The following is a 17,230-nucleotide window of genomic DNA, read 5'->3' on the forward strand; positions in this document are numbered from 1 at the left end:
CTTTGATTATGAAAGGACCTCTTTATTTCGGAAGCGGATGTATCCCGCAGCCGAAATGGCCGCAAAACTGATTAAACAGATCCACATCAGCCCGTTTAGCTGGTTCGCTGTGTCACCGGTCTCTGCGAGCATCACTACAATCGGATAACACCATGGATAGAATATCCACCATGATGCGGAATTGGAAATGAGGATAGCAGGCAGAGATAGACCAACACCCAATGCAAGCGGCCAACCTGCATGACTGAACTCCGTACTTACAAGGAATATGAGTCCAATCATCGGTAAAGAAGCCACGATAGACATTAGCGGTCTGAGAAAAATCCATGTCCAAGGAAGCTGGCTGGCATCCGCGCCTTCCAGTAATCCGGCTGCCAGCATTGCGATCATGAGTACAAGCATACTATATAGGATGAGCAACAGACCGACAAGCAATTTAGACAAATAAAGATGTCCACGGTTCACGGGTCTGCTCAAGAGAAGCTTCCAGTTGTCCTGCTGATGCTCCATTCGTGCGGTCATCGTGTATATCAGCGTAATCAGAATAGGGTGAATAAGAAATACATATGGCGCAGCACTGCCGACATACAGTGAATTCCACACCTGGGATGCTTCATGATTCGAGGCAGCCCGAACATAGGCGACCCCTTCCAATACGGCAAACACAGGAAGCAGGGTCGTGATCCATAGCAACCAGGACCTTTTCAATTTCATACATTCAGATTGAATGAGGACACGCATATCTTTTTTCATTCCTTTCGCAAGAATCCATATAGGCCAATGGCCTGAAAAAGAATACTGGACATGATGCCTCCGTATACCGCATAGCTGGGATCTATCTTACTCATGTCACCAGCGATAAAGGCTTGAACATACGGAAATGCAGCAACCATTGGGGATGGATGAAACAGCAGCATACCGGAAGCAACCATACCAGCCAAGGCAGCACAAACCGGCAAAACTGGATTTCTCATAAGGATGTTCAACATGTTCTGGATGGCAGCCACGCCCCAGATCGCCACCCATTGAAACAGGATATATTGCAGGAAAAGTTGAAGCGGAAACGGTTCAGGAAAGTCCATGAGCCAACCGATCAGGATGAGTCCCGCGCTGTTCAATATAATCAGTATGAGACTGAAGAGCATGACTGTCGTGTATTTGGCAGCATAATGACAGACTTTTGGAATGGGCATCGCGAGCAATTGCTTCCACATTGGCTGCTTAAGTTCCACATGATGAATAAAGGTGCTCAGCACTGCGATAAACAGAGGAAGGAATAAACCCCATCCTAAAACCCCATGATTCTCTGCCAGCAATAACTCCCAGGATGTGCCTCCTGTCTTCGCCCATTGCGGGTGTAGATAATCGGCATAGCGCAAAACCATATCCAGTCCCATGGCCAAGGTCGTTCCGAGCGGGAGCAAGAGGACCAGCCACCAGATTCCATTGCGTTTTTGTTTGATCCATTCTGCATGAAGCATGGTCAGGATGAACAGTTTTGGGGTGGGATTCATGGTTGTGGCTCCTTCCCGGTCAGTGTGAGGAAGATATCTTCGAGAGAATCGTGATATTGACTCAGGTGGGAAACTTCAATGTGATGATGAATGAGAAACTGGTTAATAGAGGCCGGATCTATCTGCTGATTTTGTAAGATAATTTGATCGTTACGAAGCCATGTTCGAAGACCGATCTCTTCAAGCAGCCGGGTTGCCTTTTCCGAAGGGTAAGCCTTCAGACGCAGCTCAGATTTTCCTTTATCTCGCAATGACTGGATTGAACCTTGGAAGATAAGCCGACCCTGATGAATAATGCCCAGGTCACTGGCCATCAGCTCCATTTCGCTCAATAAGTGACTGGACAGCAGTATGGTGATATCGGATTCTTGAGGCAGTCTTTGAATGAGTGCCCGAATTTCATGAATTCCTGCCGGGTCCAGTCCGTTGGTCGGTTCGTCAAGAATGAGCAGCTTCGGTGAGCCTAGCAAGGCTTGTGCAATCCCGAGGCGCTGCTTCATCCCCAATGAGAATGCTTTGACCAGTTTATGGCGGGATGAGATGAGTCTGACAATCTCCAGCACACGATCTATTTCGGTCTGGGGAAGACCCAAAAGCTTGCAGGATACCTGGAGATTTTCATTGGCAGTCAGGTGTCCGTAGTAGGAAGGGGCTTCGACCATACTGCCGATTTGACGTAAAATGGGAATGCGATTGGATTGCAATGATGTTCCGAAAATTTCAATGTGGCCTGCTGTAGGGCGGATCAAGCCGAGCAGCATGCGTATGGTCGTGGATTTGCCTGCTCCATTAGGTCCGAGAAACCCGTAGATATGCCCCGCTTTGACAGTTAAATTGAGATTGTGTACCGCCTGAAAGCTGCCAAATGATTTGCACAGTTGGTGAGTCTGAATAACGGGTGTAGACATGAGTCATTCCCTCCTATCGTTTATGTATCTAGCATAGTACCCGTATCTTAAACCTGCTTTTAGCGAATCTTAATTCTTCCTTAATTTTCAAGGTGAACAAATCGCCATAAAAAAAAGAAGCGCGGATTCATTTCCTCGCTTCTTTTTCTCATGCGGACCTTTGCACCTATGTGCCGGTCCGGGCGCATGCAGTGTCATCCCGTGGTCGGATCATTTATGCATGGGCGGAGTCTGCTGACTGTTAAATGTAGAAACCTCTTAAAATGATCACGAGCAGAATAAATAGAACCAGGACTAACGGGGCATAGTTGTTGGTCGGAAGAGGCGTCGTCGGATAGGCAGGTACAGGTTGACATCCGCAATCGGATACATTCATCGGATAATTGGGTGCCTGATTAGCCCCCGCTGTGTATGCTGGCATCGCCATGTTTGGCATGTTTTCCATATGATGCATGATATTCATCCTCCCTCAAATGTCTATTCCATGTCAGTCTATGCCCCAGGGCGAATGAGGATTGGGTTATGGCCTTGTTTCATTCAAATTGTGCGAATGCGGAGGATGGGCCCTCAGTTTTTGGTGCACCCACCATGCATTCAGGAGGAGCATGACCGCTCCGATGGCAAAAACGCCGCGAATACTCAACCAGACTGCGACAATGCCGCCCAGCGTTGGCCCCACCATATTGCCAAGGGCCAGAAAACTCGTATTGAAGCTGAACGCTCTGCCTTCCATACCTTCTGGCGTATGATTGCGTATCAGGGAGTTAACCGAAGGGATCAGTCCGCCCACGAACATACCGAAGAAAAATCGGGCCGCCAGCAGCTGCCAGATGTTCTCCACGAAAATTTGAGGCACATAGGTGATGGCTGCGCCGAAGAGCGAGATTTTCAAGATGCGTTCTGACCCGATCCGATCCCCCAGTCTGCCAAGAATCGGAGAGGCGAGCATATTGGAAAGACCCGTCACCGATCCGACCAGTCCGGCATAGAGGGCAATCCGCTCGGCGTCGCCCTGCAGCTCCTGCACGAATAAGGGCAATAGAGGCATGGAGCTGAGCAGGGAAAACTGGATCATGAACGTTACGCCGAAGAGCGCCGGAAGCTGCGGAATGCGGCGCAGCTGCTTGTAACCAGCTGCAATCGACAAACTGGAGGAAGCCATCGCGCGCTTCTTGTTGAAATCTTCTCTCAGGAAAATCCAGGCGACGAGCGTGGCTGCGAACAGCAGGGTTCCCGTAATATAGAATATCGCTCGAAATCCGATCCATTCCGCCATCAGCCCGCCGATGAACGGCCCCATGATGGTGCCCGCTATGGCTCCGGACTGGAGCAGACCCATGGCAAATCCCATGTGTTCTTTTGGCGTATTGGCCGAAACGAGGGAAGTTGCAGCCGGCATAAAGCCGGAGATCATGCCGTTCAGCAGGCGCAGGAGCAGCAGGTGCCACGGCGCTGTAGAAAAGCCCATCAGCGTCATCACGATGGCCATGCCAAAGCCGGAGCGCAGAATCATGAGCTTGCGGCCGTACATATCCGCTACTTTCCCCCATAAGGGTTGAAACAGAAAAGCTGTCAAGAAATTGGCGGCAAAAATAATACCTGCCCAAACGGCTGCATCATCCGGATTGGTGACGCCGAATTCCTGGATGTATAAAGGCAAAAACGGGATGATCATCGTCATCCCGCTCATGACAAGAAATTGACCGAACCAAAGAACGATCAGGTTAAGCTTCCAATGCTGCATATCCATTCCTTCTTTCAAGGTGTCATTCTACTGGAAAGCCAACGAGATAGAAGATCGACTCTCTCTAGTATAGCACCTTGTGTATCTGGAAGAAATACAGCCTTGTTTAATGAACATACTCGGTAATCAGCCTGACCATCAGGTCGTTCAGGAATTCGACCTCATACTCGCCCACTGACGCAGGGAGATGAGAATGGCCGATGCCGCTGTGATCAGTCAGGAACACATAGGTTCCGCCTGTAATTTGGGCCAGGCTGCGCAGCCAAAACTCGGTCATCTGATTGACTCCGCTGGAAGCAACAGGAATGATGCGGATGCCTTTCTCTGATGCTTTGGCCACCGTTTGCTGAAGCTCCGAAATGGTTTCGCTGGTGGCATGAGGCGGAGCGTCGAGGATCAAAAAGCAGATGCGGGCTGCGGCCTCCTCACTCCATTCATGCTCATATACGGCCTCATAGAGCGCTTCATCAACGGCCTCTTCATAATCCCCGCCCCCGTCAGCCTTTTGCATGTTCAGCAATTGAACGGCCTGATCCACACTGTCTGTAAAGGGAAAGCTGCGTACTACGTATTCGTCTCCTTTATCCCGGTATACATTGATGCTGGTTCTAATGTGCAGCTCCTGTTCATAGGACTGCCGGACGCGCTGAATCACATCTTCTAACTCCGCTGAAATGAAAGACAGTTCGTCAGACATGGAGCCCGTCGTGTCCATCAATAGCATCAAGTCCACCGTATTAGACTTTGTTGATTCATTGTGCCCTGTATCCAGCGTAACGGACACCATTCCATCTTCTCCATTCAGTTCCTGGCTAGTCAGGCGCACGGCTTTCCTGCCCGAACCTACAGTAATGGAGAGGGGATGGTTCGAAAATGAAGTTCCTTCCTGCAGGTCAAGGCGATGGAAGGGAAACAGCGTGACAGTCCCGTCCTGATTGGTTCGACCTTTCCAGTCCTGGCTATCGTCAGATAGAATGACAGGCACATCGCGCAGCGGCTGCTGAGTTGAATCGGTAACCATCACCGTAATCCCCTGTCTTGTGTACATGCCCCAGGTCTGTTCGTATTTCCTCCATTCATCCTGCGCCAGCAGGGTTAGCCATTGATTCCGCTCTTGCAGGTCATTCCATTCGCCAGCCGTAAGCATTCCCGCCTCGATGTCCTGTTGCTGCAATTCCACGGGTTCAGGCTGGCTTGCAGGACGATCCTCTTCGCCTCGATCGGTCTCGAATTTCGGTTCACCAGCTTCGACGGGCTCATCGGTGGCTCTGTTTTCTGGCGCTGAATCTGTGAGAGCCTGATTGCCCGTATCCGATTGGAGCGCATGGTTTGTGTTCTCGTCGCTGCTGCACCCTGCTACGAGCAACAGCATGCATAGCATTCCAAGCAGCAGGACAGGTATCGATCGGATTTGATGCATGTTGAATCCCCCTTTTTGTCTGTGTTTCAAATTTATTTCTCTCTTCACCTTGTAGACGTCCTCACGGCTGGAAAGGTTACACAAATATAGGAAAAAGACATGCATACAGTCAAAGAGAAGGGGGAAATTAACGGGTGGAAATCGCATGAAAATGGCGATTTATCAAAATATAAATCCTGGAGGGAAAAAACATGCCATTTGGCGCGTATGAAACGGTTGCCGCACATGAAATCCTAGATGAAAAAATCAACATGATCCATCATTTTGACCTTTATTTGCAAGATTGTCAGGATCAACAGCTTGCCCATCTGATTCGCAAGCATCGGGAGTCCGCCATACAGGGATACAATCAGCTTGTGTCCTACACCCATGACACACATTCTGCCTCGCCGCAGAGCACATCGCAGGCCATGCCAAGTGTACAGGTGTCACAAATTCAATACGGTCTGGATCATCCGGCACAGCAATCTCCACACTTGCAAGGCCGATTGAATGAGGATCAGATTGCGTCTGCCGTGCTCAGCTGTCACAAAAATTCTGCCAAAAATCATATGGCAGCCAGTGTAGAATGCGCTGATCCCAACTTGCGTCAAATGCTGATCAACAGTGCGGTTACGTGTGCCAATGAAGCTTATGAGGTGTTCATGTATATGAACCAGAAGGGTACGTATCAGATCCCGACGATGAAGGATCACACGGCCAAAACGTATTTGCATGCTTTTCAACCTGCTCAGGCATCACAGGGTCATCAAAGCACCTACCCTGCGTATCCAACAACCACCAGTCCGTCGTATCGGTATACCAACGAACCCCATTAAGAAGCAGTGACCGCCTGGATCAGTGCCTGAATCGGTGGTTCCTGATCCATGCATCATAGAGACGGAATCGGGTTTAAATGGTCTGTCATTTGCGGAGAAGCCTTGATTCCATCGGTCTCAAGGCTTCTCCGCAAAAATAATCTAATTTTCCTACTTATACGAATAGCGAGCAGATGACATCTAATTGATGAAAACGAATCTATGAAAAACGAATTGATGAAAAGCAAAACAAAATGCTTCACCTTTATACAGAGCGGCAAACAAGGGGAAGATGATGTCGGGCAGATATAGCAAAGTCAGATATACTTGAGGCTGGCAGGTTCAGCTAGTCAGCAGAGTCGAGCAAGCTCTGCATATGCAATCCCTCTGGCGGTCAGGTCAAGCCAAAGTCAAGTCAAGGTCAAGCTGAGATCAAGGTCATGCCGGAAGCAAGCAAGGACAAGCGAGGACAAGTGAGGCTATGCCAAGGGTTCCATAGGGACCTATGGGGTCCAGAGGGACTATGGGGGTCTAGAGGGACCTATAGGGACCCGTAGGGTCCAGAGGGACCATGGGGATGGTTTTTTTTCAAGGAACGTGTAAAATAAAAACCAGCACCCTCAAAAAGGAGTTCTCACCCATGAATGATATAGAATCTCGGATCAGGCAAGAGAAAGTGATTGTGATTGCACGTGGTGTATCTACCGCACCGTTGCTGCGTACGGCGGAAGCGATGAGTGAGGGCGGTTTACGCGTGCTGGAAGTGACACTCAATACACCGGAAGCATTGACCACCATTTCGGAGCTTCGGAAATCAGGTCCCGGAGACATGCTCATTGGTGCAGGAACCGTGCTGGATCGAGACGATCTGGAAAAGGCACTGGAAGCAGGGGCCCAGTATATCGTCACGCCTCATGTAGATGAATCGGTCATAGAGACAGCCGCGAAGGCAGGCGTACCCATTTATCCTGGCGCTATGACTCCCACGGAAATCGTAAGAGCGTGGAAGGCTGGAGCATCAGCGGTCAAACTATTCCCGAATCAGGGGCTAAACTACCTCAAAGACATCCAGGGACCCCTGTCACATATTCCATTGGTGGCCGTTGGCGGGATCAGTGTGGATAACGTAACCGATTATTTGAAACAAAACGTGTATGCCATTGGCATCGGTAGCTATATCATCCATCAGCCCTCTATTGAAGCTGGCCATTTCGCCGAAATTACCAGGAGATCCAGCGTGCTGTCTGAGCAGGTAAAGAGCCTGTCGAAGGTATGAGCAGGCGCGCCGAATAGCCGAATAATGGATAGAAGGCTAGATGGTCGGCAGGAATGGAACGTTGGAGTAGAGGGATACATAAAGGTTCGCGACAGCGCATAGAGATGACGAAGTTATAGAGTGAAGTGATATAGAGCAAGGGGAGGGATACGGGTTGCAGTCCAGGCAGGAGAGACACCAAGCCGTCAAAGAGCGGCGTAAAACTCGGCAAAGAAAACAGATCAGATGGTTCACGATCGTATTGACCTCATTCATCATTTTGTTAACAACGGTTTTGGCCTGGCAGTGGCTGGATGGAAACAAGGACGACAACCAGGTATCTTCTTCACCGCCATCAACATCTACAGACCAGGAGCAAGGGGAGAACAGCCCGTCAGATCCATCAGAAACACCAGACTCACAGGAAACGGAAGCTGAGGCAGCTGAAACAGAGGAATCCGAAGTGGGAGAATCGGAAGAATCTGAACCCGGCGAACCGGAAACACCTGCGAATAACCAGCAGGGTGTTTCGTCCGATCACACTCGCGTTACATTGAAATTTGTAGGAGACATCATGTTTGCCGGCAAGGTTGAGCCGATTGTCGAGGAAAAAGGCTATGATTATCCCTTTTCACAAGTGAAAGCGCAACTCGCAGAGGCGGATATATTGGCAGGCAACCTGGAAACTCCCCTCAGCACGAGAGGAGAACCAGCCGACAAAGCTTACGCCTACCGATCCAGTCCCAAGGCAGTGGAAGCACTCTCTGAGGCTGGATTCGATATCCTGAACACCGCCAATAACCATATTCTGGATTATGGCTGGGACGCCTTTCATGATACACACCGCTATTTGAAGGAAGGCGGTCTTCAAGCTATTGGCTCCGGGGCGAATGAAGAGGAAGCCTATCAGCCTGTTGTTATAGAGCGCAACGGCATTCGGGTCGCTTATCTTGGTTTTAGTCAGGTTGTGCCAAACGGAGACTGGAAGGCGAGAGGGGACGAGCCGGGTGTGGCTTCCACGTATGATTACCGTCTGCCGGTGGCCGCGATTGAACGGGCTGAACAAGAGGCTGATCTCGTTGTCGTGATTGCCCATTGGGGCGTAGAGCGGGAGGAACAGCCAGAGGATCGCCAGATTGAGATGGCCCACCGCTACATTGATGCAGGAGCCGATCTCGTCGTGGCCAGTCATGCGCATGTCCTGCAAGGATTTGAGCAGTACAAAGGTAAATGGATTGCCTATAACATCGGGAATTTTGTATTTACGACCAATGACAACAGCAAGACATGGGAGACACTTATCCTGGAAGCGTCTTGTACAGCCGATGCAGATTGCAGCTTGTCTATGGAGCCGGTGCTGACCAAGTTTGCGCGGCCCATAGTGATGACTGAACCAGCTCGTTCTGGTCTTTTGGAACGAATCGATGCCTTGTCCCGACCACTGGGAACCCGGGTACAGGCCGATGGAAGCCTGACAGCGGAAACAGGAGAGGAGAATTAGTCGTGGAATCGAATTCAAATCTGCGCAATCTTTATTTTGTCGGACGCAATTATACCCAGCATGCAGCCGAGCTTGGAAATGCCGTTCCCGAGCAGCCCCTGATCTTCACCAAGCCGACTCATGCGCAGGCCAAATTGGAAGGAGAAATAACGCTGCCTTTTGATCGGGGAGCGGTTCACTACGAGGGTGAAGTTGTCGTACGGATCGGTCAATCATATGAACCAGGTGAACCATGGTCAGAGATGGTGGACGCCTTCGCATTGGGCATTGATTTGACGCTCAGAGATGTGCAGACAGAACTGAAGGAAAAGGGGCATCCATGGCTGGCTGCGAAGGGATTCAAACAGAGCGCGGTGCTCTCTCCCTTCGTTAGTCTGCTCAGCCTCTCCAGTCACGATGAACTGCTGGAAACGCCATTTTTCCTGCATGTGAATGGGGTTCAGAGACAGGAAGGAAGACTGGGTGAAACCATCTTCTCCTTGCAGCAAATCGTCGACTTTATCGGACAGCATTACGGACTGGATCAGGGAGATGTCATATTTACCGGCACGCCAGCAGGTGTGGGGGCACTAAAGGAACAAGATGAAATCGAGCTGTTTTGGGGCGAGACATCCGCAGGACGCTGCAAAGTGATCGCAGCACCATGATGATCTCTTGGGGCGTTGGACTGCTGTTTAGCGGCATCGTGGCCAGATATGCATATCGAAGGCGTATGCTGACAGCCAGCGGCATGGTAGCTGCGATCATATTGGGAACTGGACTTTATGCACTGGGAACGCCAGCTTGGTACGGGTCCTTGCTGGCATTCTTTTTCTCTTCCAGCCTGTTGTCCAAGTGGAAACGTCATCGCAAGGGTCATGCGAAAAAGCATGATGAGAAGGGTTCCACACGAGATGCTGGCCAGGTATGGGCCAATGGCGGGGCCGCCTTGATCGCTTGCATGTTGTATGCGTGGACCGGGCAACCTGAATGGGGACTGGCGTTTGTCGGAGCGCTGGCAACTGTCAATGCGGATACCTGGGCCACGGAGATAGGCGGACTCAGCCGCCGTCAACCGATTCATATACTGACTGGAAAGCGTGTCCCACGTGGAACTTCGGGCGGGATCTCGATGCTGGGTACGCTGGCTGCTGCTGCCGGGGCTCTGTTGATCGGGATCAGTTTTATCTTGTTGCAGCAGCTTACGGAAAAGGAATCCCTGTTCGAATGGGATGCCGCAAGTATCGTCATCCTGCTGTTCATTGCTGCTTGCAGCGGACTTGTCGGAGCAATGGTGGACTCTATGCTGGGGGCGACCGTCCAGCGTATGTTCCGCTGTACCGTATGCGGACAATCTACAGAGAAGCAAACCCACTGTGAACAAGCCACCGTCCACTTTCGAGGACTCGGCTGGATGAACAACGATGCGGTCAATGCGATCAGCTCGATCTCGGGAGCGCTGGCTGCGATCGGTCTGGGTATACTCCTTCTCTAGCAGAACCACACCCGGGTTATGAACATGCAACTTGAATAACCAATCGGGCATGCAACGTAAATTCGCCATTTAAACAAGTTCTAACAATCAAGCGATACGAATCGTAGTAAATCATACATAGCGAAATACAAAGGCAGGAAAGGATGAGGAATATGGCAGAGAACGATACGAACGCACAAAACCCAAACGAGCAACATACAAACGTGCAAGAAACAAACGTGCAAGAAACAAACGTACAAGGAACGAACGGACAGCAATCAAAATGGAAGCTGGACGATGCATTGCTCGAACTCTATCGCACCTTGATAGAAATGCCTGCGGCATCCGGATTTGAACGTGAACTCAGAATGTTTGTGAAGAAACAGATAGAGCCATACACGTCTGAGATCGTACAGGATCGATTGGGCGGAATATTCGGGGTGCTGCGAGGTCAGGAGGAAGGTCCCCGTATTATGGTCGCCGGACATCTGGATGAGGTTGGTTTTATGGTGTCGCAGATTACGGATAATGGCATGCTCCGCTTTCAGACTATCGGGGGCTGGTGGAGCCAGGTATTGCTTGCCCAGCGTGTCCATGTCATCACGAAGCAGGGACCGGTTGAGGGAGTCATTGCCTCTATTCCGCCTCATTTATTGTCGGAAGCCCAGCGCAAGGCACCGATGGAACTGGACAAAATGCTGATCGATATTGGAGCCGACAGCCGTGAGCAGGTCATGGAATGGGGCATTACCCCCGGACAGCAAATCGTTCCGGTCTGTCCATTTACACCGCTGAAGGATAGCAGGAAAATTATGGCCAAAGCATGGGACAATCGTTATGGTGTCGGGCTGGCGCTCGATTTGCTCAAGACGTTGCACCAGGAGAACCTGCCGAATGTGCTCTACAGTGGAGCGACCGTGCAGGAGGAAGTGGGGCTGCGAGGTGCAGAGACGGCCGCGCGTATGATTGAGCCGGACTTGTTCTTTGCTCTGGATGCCAGTCCCGCTAATGATACGTCCGGTGATCGAAATGCGTTTGGACAGCTGGGTAAAGGGACACTGCTGCGTATTTATGACCGAACCATGGTCACGCACCGCGGCCTGATCGAATACATCCAGGATATGGCCAGTACCCACCGGATTCCATACCAGTACTACATTTCACCAGGGGGAACGGATGCAGGCAAAGTCCACCTGCAAGGCAAGGGGATTCCGTCAGCCGTCATCGGTGTCTGCTCCCGCTATATCCATACGTCCAGTTCCATTGTGCATACGGAAGACATTGCCGCAGCCAGAGAACTGTTGGTCAGACTGGTACAGTCCTGTGACCGCACAACCTTTGAGACGATTGTGGAAAATGGCTAAAAAACAAGCAACTTCCCACTTTTGGTATGGTATACTGGAAATGGAGCAAGTATATTCGGTATGCCTTCCTGCTTGCAGGAATAGGATATATAAAACTATCATTTACAGGAGGTTTGCTGCATGTATCAGTTGAAAGAAAAAGAAATGATCTTTATTTTTACTGGTCCGGACGGGTCGGGCAGAAAAACCGTTGCAGACATGGTTGGTACGACCTTGGGCATTCCCAAAGTATTATCCTATACGACACGCAAGCCTCGTCCGGCTGAAGAAGATGGGCAGGACTACCATTTTATTTCGGAGGATGTCTTTCAGACAGCCGAGCAAAATGGGGAGTTCATTGAAACCGTTAACATCGAAGGTGTGTATTATGGCATCAAGGACAAGGATATTGAGGATTTGTTCGAACAGAACAACTTTATTTACCTGATTATCAATGCAGAGGGTGCCCGCATCCTGAAGCAGTTGTATCAGGAAAGAGCTACACGAGTCTTCATCTACGTCGATCATGACACCATTCTCGAACGTCAAAAGGCGCTGGATATGCCGGAATTTGTGCTGAAAAGCCACTCTGACCGCTACCAGGAGGATATGTCCTACAAAGAGGAATGCATGCATTCGGTCGAAAATATTGACCTGGCTCATACTGTTTTTGCTGTAACGAACATTTTGGAGGACTACATGAACCGCGACCTGGTGGAGAAAGACTAGCCCATCACGGTAGCGATCACATGATACGATAGCACATAAGTCAACTTCTATCCCTAACAGAGATAAAAGTGAAGCCCGGATCGATGCAGAAATGCATGAATCCGGGCTTTTTATGTTTCATATATTTTATACTAGTATACTTTATTACTTTAATCCTTCTATCATTCTCATGTCTGTCCAAGCTGCTGAAATAACGAAGGTTCACATTTCAAACGCAGCTTTTTGCGTCAGCTTTTATACGAGTTTTTTATCGTAGTTTCATTAGCCCATTGCAACAGCTGCCCTCCTTAGCTGCCCGTGCTCTCGAAGGAGCGAAGGCCGCGATTCCAGAACAGATAAGCAATCACACTAATTACAATCGCCACCAGCGGGGTGAAGATGGCCGTATTCTGAAAGCCGGAATGATCGATGAAATAGGCAGAAGGGTAAAAGGCCGTGAAACCGTAAGGTACGATCCAGGTCAGCAAAAAGCGAATCGACGTATGATAGATGGTAATGGGGTAGCGGGCGAAATCACTTACACTGTGGACGGCGAAAATAATCGGCATGCTGTCCACCATCCAGAAGGACAGCGTAGCGAATATGAGATTGATGGCGACAAAAATAAGGCCGCTGGAAACAACCATGAGCAGCAGCAATAAAATTTCGAGCACGCCGAAGGATAGATCAATATGCATGGCCGCAGTCGTAAGAATGATCATTCCGATGAGCAGCTGGCCGAACCCGTCCTGATTGACTTTATCCGCAACCAGGTGAAAGAGCGGGTTAACGGGACGCACCATCAGTCGATCAAAATTGCCGGGCCGAATATAGTTGGCGCCTATCATCCACAGATTGTCAAAGAACACCTGATGAATGGCCCGGCCGCAGGAAGCGATGCCGAAGATAAACAAAATCTCATAAAAACTCCAGCCATTTAACTGCTGGATATGGTTGAACACAAACCCGATAAACAGGATCGCAGTGCCCTGGGATATAAAAAGGGAAGTCATGCCAATCAAAAAATCAAGCTTGTATTCAATCATCATTTTGAGATGGTTTTTCAGAAATTGTATATATAAATGACTGTAGCGTTTAAGTACCGTCATGGCTGTGAACGCCTCCTATCCTCCAAATATGGTTACCCTGCGCAGCGCCAGTGACCAGAACATGCGAATAACGGTACATACGATTCCGAGCCATACGATTTGCAGCAACACCGCATACAGGATGTCTGGTCCCGTGATCGTTCCGGTATAAATGGAAACAGGAACGTGTACTATCGATTGAAACGGCAAATAAAAGCTGGCCGTTTGCAACCAGTCTGGAAACAGATAAAGGGGCATTAAGGCGCCTGAAAAGAACAACAGGGTCGTATTGACCAGCATACGTGCGCCCCAAATATTGACCGTCCAGAAGGCAATCAGTCCCACGACCAGTTCCAGATGTACGCCAATCAGGATGCCAAAGACTGCACTGACGAGAAACAGGATGCCTGCCGCCAGGGATGGAGGACCCTGAACAGACAGGAAAAACATCGCCAGCAAAACAAGGGGCAACACTTCCCGAAAGGTCTTCATCACTTTGTTTCCCATATTCAATGAGACGAGCTTGAGCAGCAGATCATACGGCTTCATCAGTTCAGTTGCGATGCTGCCGTCCCGTACACTGTTAGCCAGCTGCACGCCGGTACCGTATACATACGTCCCCAGGAACATCGCGATGACGACATAGGTAACCATTTGTTGCTGAGAAACGCTGGCGATTTCCCCCTGGTTCGCGAAGACGGCGTTCCAGAACGCATAGATGATTAACAGCTGCATCACCTTGGATATCATATTCGCCCAAAACCAGGCCTTGTAATGAAGATCGATCTTAATCTGTGATTTGAACAGTTCCCAGTATTTTTTCATCGCTACACCCCCCGCTCATAAATATCCCGGACGATGGATTCAATATCCGTATCCTGCATGGTCAGATCCAATACACGGTATTGCTGGAGCATCAGACCGATGACGTGCGAGGCGGAAATATCCTCATTCTGAAAGGTCAGGCTGACCTTGCGCGACGGCGCATCAAATTCAAATTGGACATGGGGAGCGAGTTCACTCGGGAGCACGGCCTGTTCTTCCTCGATATCGAACTGAATGATGCGCTTGTGTCCAAATCGCTCTCGTATGGAGGCTATCGGACCGTCATAGAGCAGATTGCCGTCATCAATAATGATGATCCGTTTACAGATTTCCTCGATATCCTGCATATCATGGGTGGTCAAAATGACCGTGGTTTGCATACGGGCATTCATTTCCCGGATAAAGGCGCGAATTCTTCGTTTTACGGCTACATCCAGACCAATGGTAGGCTCATCGAGATATACGATGGCAGGGTTGTGCAAAAACGCGGCTGCCAGTTCGCAACGCATTTTTTGACCGAGAGATAGTTTGCGCACCGGCATCCTCAATAGCGGTGTCAGATTCAGAATCTCGCTGAATTCCTTCACATTCTGCTGATAGATTTCCTCGGGAATGTCATAGATATGCTTGAGCAAATCAAATGATTCCTCCACCGCAATATCCCACATGAGCTGGGAACGCTGTCCGAAGACGACGCCGATGCGCTTGGCATTTTTCTGTCTCTGCTGATAGGGGACCAGCTCATTCACCCGTATCTCACCGGAAGAAGGGGTGAGAATGCCGCACAGCATTTTGATCGTTGTGGACTTGCCAGCGCCATTGGCTCCAATAAATCCGACCAGTTCTCCTTCGGAAATGGAAAAGCTGAGACCATTTACAGCCGTTTTGATTTCGTATTCGTGGGAGAACAAACTTTGAACCGCGCCGCGAAGCCCCGGCTTTTTCTTGACGATCTTGTAATCCTTGGTTACGTTTTTCAGTTCGATCATGACAACTTTCTCCTCTCTTATGTCTACAGCAAACCAAAATCTTTCACCCCAAATTCACTTTCTCCTGTGAAAACTCTGACCCCAAATTCACTTTCTCCTGTGAAAACTCTGAACTTTCTCCTCTGAAACCTTGAGTTCAATAAATAACTGATCTGTGGAAACTATTCCCCCATTCATCGCGCCAGTGAAGCCTTTGCGCCGTAAGTAACGCTGGTGTTGTCGCATCTCTTTCCCCAAGATTAATCCTTCTTTTGTGGAAGCAATGCGTGATGAAATCTTCTGAAATCCTGCCATCACTATGCTTCTAATCCTTGTTAACAGATCAATCCTGAGAGGGAGATGGACGAAATACCGTTGACAACAAATTATGTAAAAATAAAGATGATACTCCATGATAATAAAATATGGTAAGATATGCAACTCTTTTTTTAGTTGCTTTTCCAGTCAGTAAATTCACTTAGCGACAACAAAAAGAAGCCTCCAATTCGGAGACTTCCAGCCTTCTCATCTATTCTGATGTTATGCACACTCGCAGGCAGCATGAATGAACCTAAGTCTGGATTTATCCTTAATATTGTAGGCCTCTCCATCGGCTATATGCTCAATCCAGCCTTGTGGTTATGACAGGGGCGCAAGTGCATAAGCAGAGAGCAGTGTAACCGTTGACTGGATGGCCTGCAAATGGGTGCGTTCCATCGCATGGGAGGCATGCACCCCCGGGCCGATCAAGGCCGCCCGAATATCGTGGCCTGCGCTCAGGGCGGCAGAAGCATCTGAGCCGTAATGGGGATAAATATCGACGGCGTAGGACAGTTCATGGGTCTTGGCTAGCTCAATCAGCTTCGTCACCATCCCGTAGTCATAGGGGCCGGTGGAATCTTTGGCACAGATGGAGACATCCATTTCTGTACAGCTCAAGTCTTCCCCGATCACACCCATGTCAACGGCAATCATCTCTTCCACATCTGACGGGATGTAGGCGGAGCCGTGCCCGATCTCTTCGTAAACGGAGAAGAACAGCTTCAAGGTGCGTTTCGGTACGAGCTTTTCCCGATGAAACAGCTCCAGCAGAGTCAGCAGCGCTGCCACACTGGCTTTGTCGTCCAGATGTCTGGATTTGACATAACCGTTGTCCAGGAGTACCGTTCTGGCATCGAAGGAAATAAAATCTCCTGCCTGGATGCCGAGCTTCTGCACCTCTTCTTTAGAGGTAACGGCTTCATCAAGGCGGATTTCCATGTGTTCCTCGGTTCGCGCCAGATCCTTCGCTGCTCTGGAGGCATGTACGGAGGGCTTGGTTGGCAGAATCGTTCCGGTATACACCCTGCCATCACGGGTATGAATCTGGCAATACTCTCCCTCAATGGCATGCATGGTAAACCCGCCTACGGGGGTGAGACGAAGCGTACCGCTGTCGTGGATCGATCGTACCATGGCACCGAGAGTGTCCACATGGGCAGAATACAGCAGCACCTTTTCATGACTTGACTCACCTGGGATTGTGACCATCCCGCATCCTTTCGCCGTCCATGCCAGCTGATAGCCAAGCTGCTCCACCTCATGGGCGACCTTGCCCATAATCTGCTGACAGAAGCCGGTCGGACTGGGGGTTTGAAGCAACATAAGCAGCTGTTTTTTTAGAAAATCTGTATCGATCTTGAATGGGGTCTCGTCTTTTGACATGG

General features: G+C 49.8%; 18 protein-coding genes. 7 read left to right on the plus strand and 11 right to left on the minus strand.

The features are described 5' to 3' along the window. Positions 1-6: 6 nt before the first annotated feature. The 6 genes from ACFSUC_RS05685 to ACFSUC_RS05710 all read right to left on the minus strand — a co-directional run bounded on the left by ACFSUC_RS05685 (position 7) and on the right by ACFSUC_RS05710 (position 5,586). Positions 7-753: an ABC transporter permease gene (locus ACFSUC_RS05685; protein ID WP_379928524.1), complete on the minus strand. Its 747-nt coding sequence runs from the start codon at positions 751-753 to the stop codon at positions 7-9. Beyond that, positions 750-1,514: an ABC transporter permease gene (locus tag ACFSUC_RS05690; protein WP_379928525.1), complete on the minus strand. Its 765-nt coding sequence runs from the start codon at positions 1,512-1,514 to the stop codon at positions 750-752. The genes ACFSUC_RS05685 and ACFSUC_RS05690 overlap by 4 nt, the downstream gene beginning before the upstream one ends. Then, positions 1,511-2,422, minus strand: a complete 912-nt coding sequence (locus ACFSUC_RS05695; protein WP_379928527.1) for an ABC transporter ATP-binding protein — start codon at positions 2,420-2,422, stop codon at positions 1,511-1,513. Before ACFSUC_RS05695 ends, ACFSUC_RS05690 begins: the two co-directional genes overlap by 4 nt. 241 nt (positions 2,423-2,663) lie before the next feature. Then, positions 2,664-2,876 carry a hypothetical protein gene (locus ACFSUC_RS05700; RefSeq protein WP_379928528.1) on the minus strand — a complete coding sequence of 71 codons (213 nt, stop codon included), beginning with the start codon at positions 2,874-2,876 and terminating at the stop codon, positions 2,664-2,666. A gap of 66 nt (positions 2,877-2,942) precedes the next feature. Further along, complete coding sequence (locus ACFSUC_RS05705; protein ID WP_379928529.1) at positions 2,943-4,166, minus strand: MFS transporter; 1,224 nt, start codon at positions 4,164-4,166, stop codon at positions 2,943-2,945. Positions 4,167-4,272: 106 nt separating this feature from the next. Further along, positions 4,273-5,586 carry a vWA domain-containing protein gene (locus ACFSUC_RS05710; protein ID WP_379928530.1) on the minus strand — a complete coding sequence of 438 codons (1,314 nt, stop codon included), beginning with the start codon at positions 5,584-5,586 and terminating at the stop codon, positions 4,273-4,275. Positions 5,587-5,777: 191 nt separating this feature from the next. Here ACFSUC_RS05710 and ACFSUC_RS05715 point away from each other — a divergent pair, with 191 nt between their 5' ends. The 7 genes from ACFSUC_RS05715 (at position 5,778) to ACFSUC_RS05745 (ending at position 12,664) form a co-directional block, all read left to right on the plus strand. Continuing rightward, on the plus strand, positions 5,778-6,404 hold the full coding sequence (locus tag ACFSUC_RS05715; RefSeq protein WP_379928531.1) for a spore coat protein: 627 nt from the start codon (positions 5,778-5,780) through the stop codon (positions 6,402-6,404). Positions 6,405-7,023: 619 nt separating this feature from the next. Next, a complete protein-coding gene (locus ACFSUC_RS05720; protein WP_379928532.1) occupies positions 7,024-7,659 on the plus strand; it encodes a bifunctional 4-hydroxy-2-oxoglutarate aldolase/2-dehydro-3-deoxy-phosphogluconate aldolase in 636 nt (211 codons plus the stop codon). A 154-nt stretch (positions 7,660-7,813) separates the two neighbouring features. After that, positions 7,814-9,139 carry a CapA family protein gene (locus ACFSUC_RS05725; RefSeq protein WP_379928533.1) on the plus strand — a complete coding sequence of 442 codons (1,326 nt, stop codon included), beginning with the start codon at positions 7,814-7,816 and terminating at the stop codon, positions 9,137-9,139. Between the two features lie 2 nt (positions 9,140-9,141). Beyond that, the gene (locus ACFSUC_RS05730; RefSeq protein WP_379928534.1) at positions 9,142-9,786 is read left to right on the plus strand and encodes a fumarylacetoacetate hydrolase family protein; all 645 of its coding nucleotides are present in this window, start codon (positions 9,142-9,144) and stop codon (positions 9,784-9,786) included. Further along, positions 9,783-10,613 (plus strand): DUF92 domain-containing protein, encoded by an 831-nt coding sequence (locus ACFSUC_RS05735; protein WP_379928535.1) that lies wholly within the window; start codon positions 9,783-9,785, stop codon positions 10,611-10,613. The genes ACFSUC_RS05730 and ACFSUC_RS05735 overlap by 4 nt, the downstream gene beginning before the upstream one ends. A gap of 269 nt (positions 10,614-10,882) precedes the next feature. Continuing rightward, positions 10,883-11,956, plus strand: coding sequence for a M42 family metallopeptidase (locus ACFSUC_RS05740; protein WP_379928585.1), 1,074 nt, complete (start codon positions 10,883-10,885; stop codon positions 11,954-11,956). A 120-nt stretch (positions 11,957-12,076) separates the two neighbouring features. Then, a complete protein-coding gene (locus ACFSUC_RS05745; protein WP_379928536.1) occupies positions 12,077-12,664 on the plus strand; it encodes a guanylate kinase in 588 nt (195 codons plus the stop codon). Between the two features lie 287 nt (positions 12,665-12,951). Here ACFSUC_RS05745 and ACFSUC_RS05750 read toward each other — a convergent pair whose 3' ends face one another. The 5 genes from ACFSUC_RS05750 to ACFSUC_RS05770 all read right to left on the minus strand — a co-directional run bounded on the left by ACFSUC_RS05750 (position 12,952) and on the right by ACFSUC_RS05770 (position 17,228). Beyond that, positions 12,952-13,752, minus strand: a complete 801-nt coding sequence (locus tag ACFSUC_RS05750) for an ABC transporter permease (RefSeq protein WP_379928537.1) — start codon at positions 13,750-13,752, stop codon at positions 12,952-12,954. Between the two features lie 15 nt (positions 13,753-13,767). Next, entirely contained in the window at positions 13,768-14,556 is a 789-nt protein-coding gene (locus tag ACFSUC_RS05755) for an ABC transporter permease (protein WP_379928538.1), read from the minus strand. Positions 14,557-14,558: 2 nt separating this feature from the next. Next, positions 14,559-15,545 (minus strand): ABC transporter ATP-binding protein, encoded by a 987-nt coding sequence (locus ACFSUC_RS05760; RefSeq protein WP_379928539.1) that lies wholly within the window; start codon positions 15,543-15,545, stop codon positions 14,559-14,561. Between the two features lie 87 nt (positions 15,546-15,632). Continuing rightward, complete coding sequence (locus ACFSUC_RS05765) at positions 15,633-15,839, minus strand: hypothetical protein (RefSeq protein WP_379928540.1); 207 nt, start codon at positions 15,837-15,839, stop codon at positions 15,633-15,635. Between the two features lie 324 nt (positions 15,840-16,163). Next, a complete protein-coding gene (locus ACFSUC_RS05770) occupies positions 16,164-17,228 on the minus strand; it encodes a M42 family metallopeptidase (RefSeq protein WP_379928541.1) in 1,065 nt (354 codons plus the stop codon). Between the last annotated feature and the right edge of the window lie 2 nt (positions 17,229-17,230).

Source organism: Marinicrinis sediminis, assembly GCF_042685085.1.
GTDB classification, from domain to species: Bacteria; Bacillota; Bacilli; order Paenibacillales; family KCTC-33676; genus Marinicrinis; species Marinicrinis sediminis.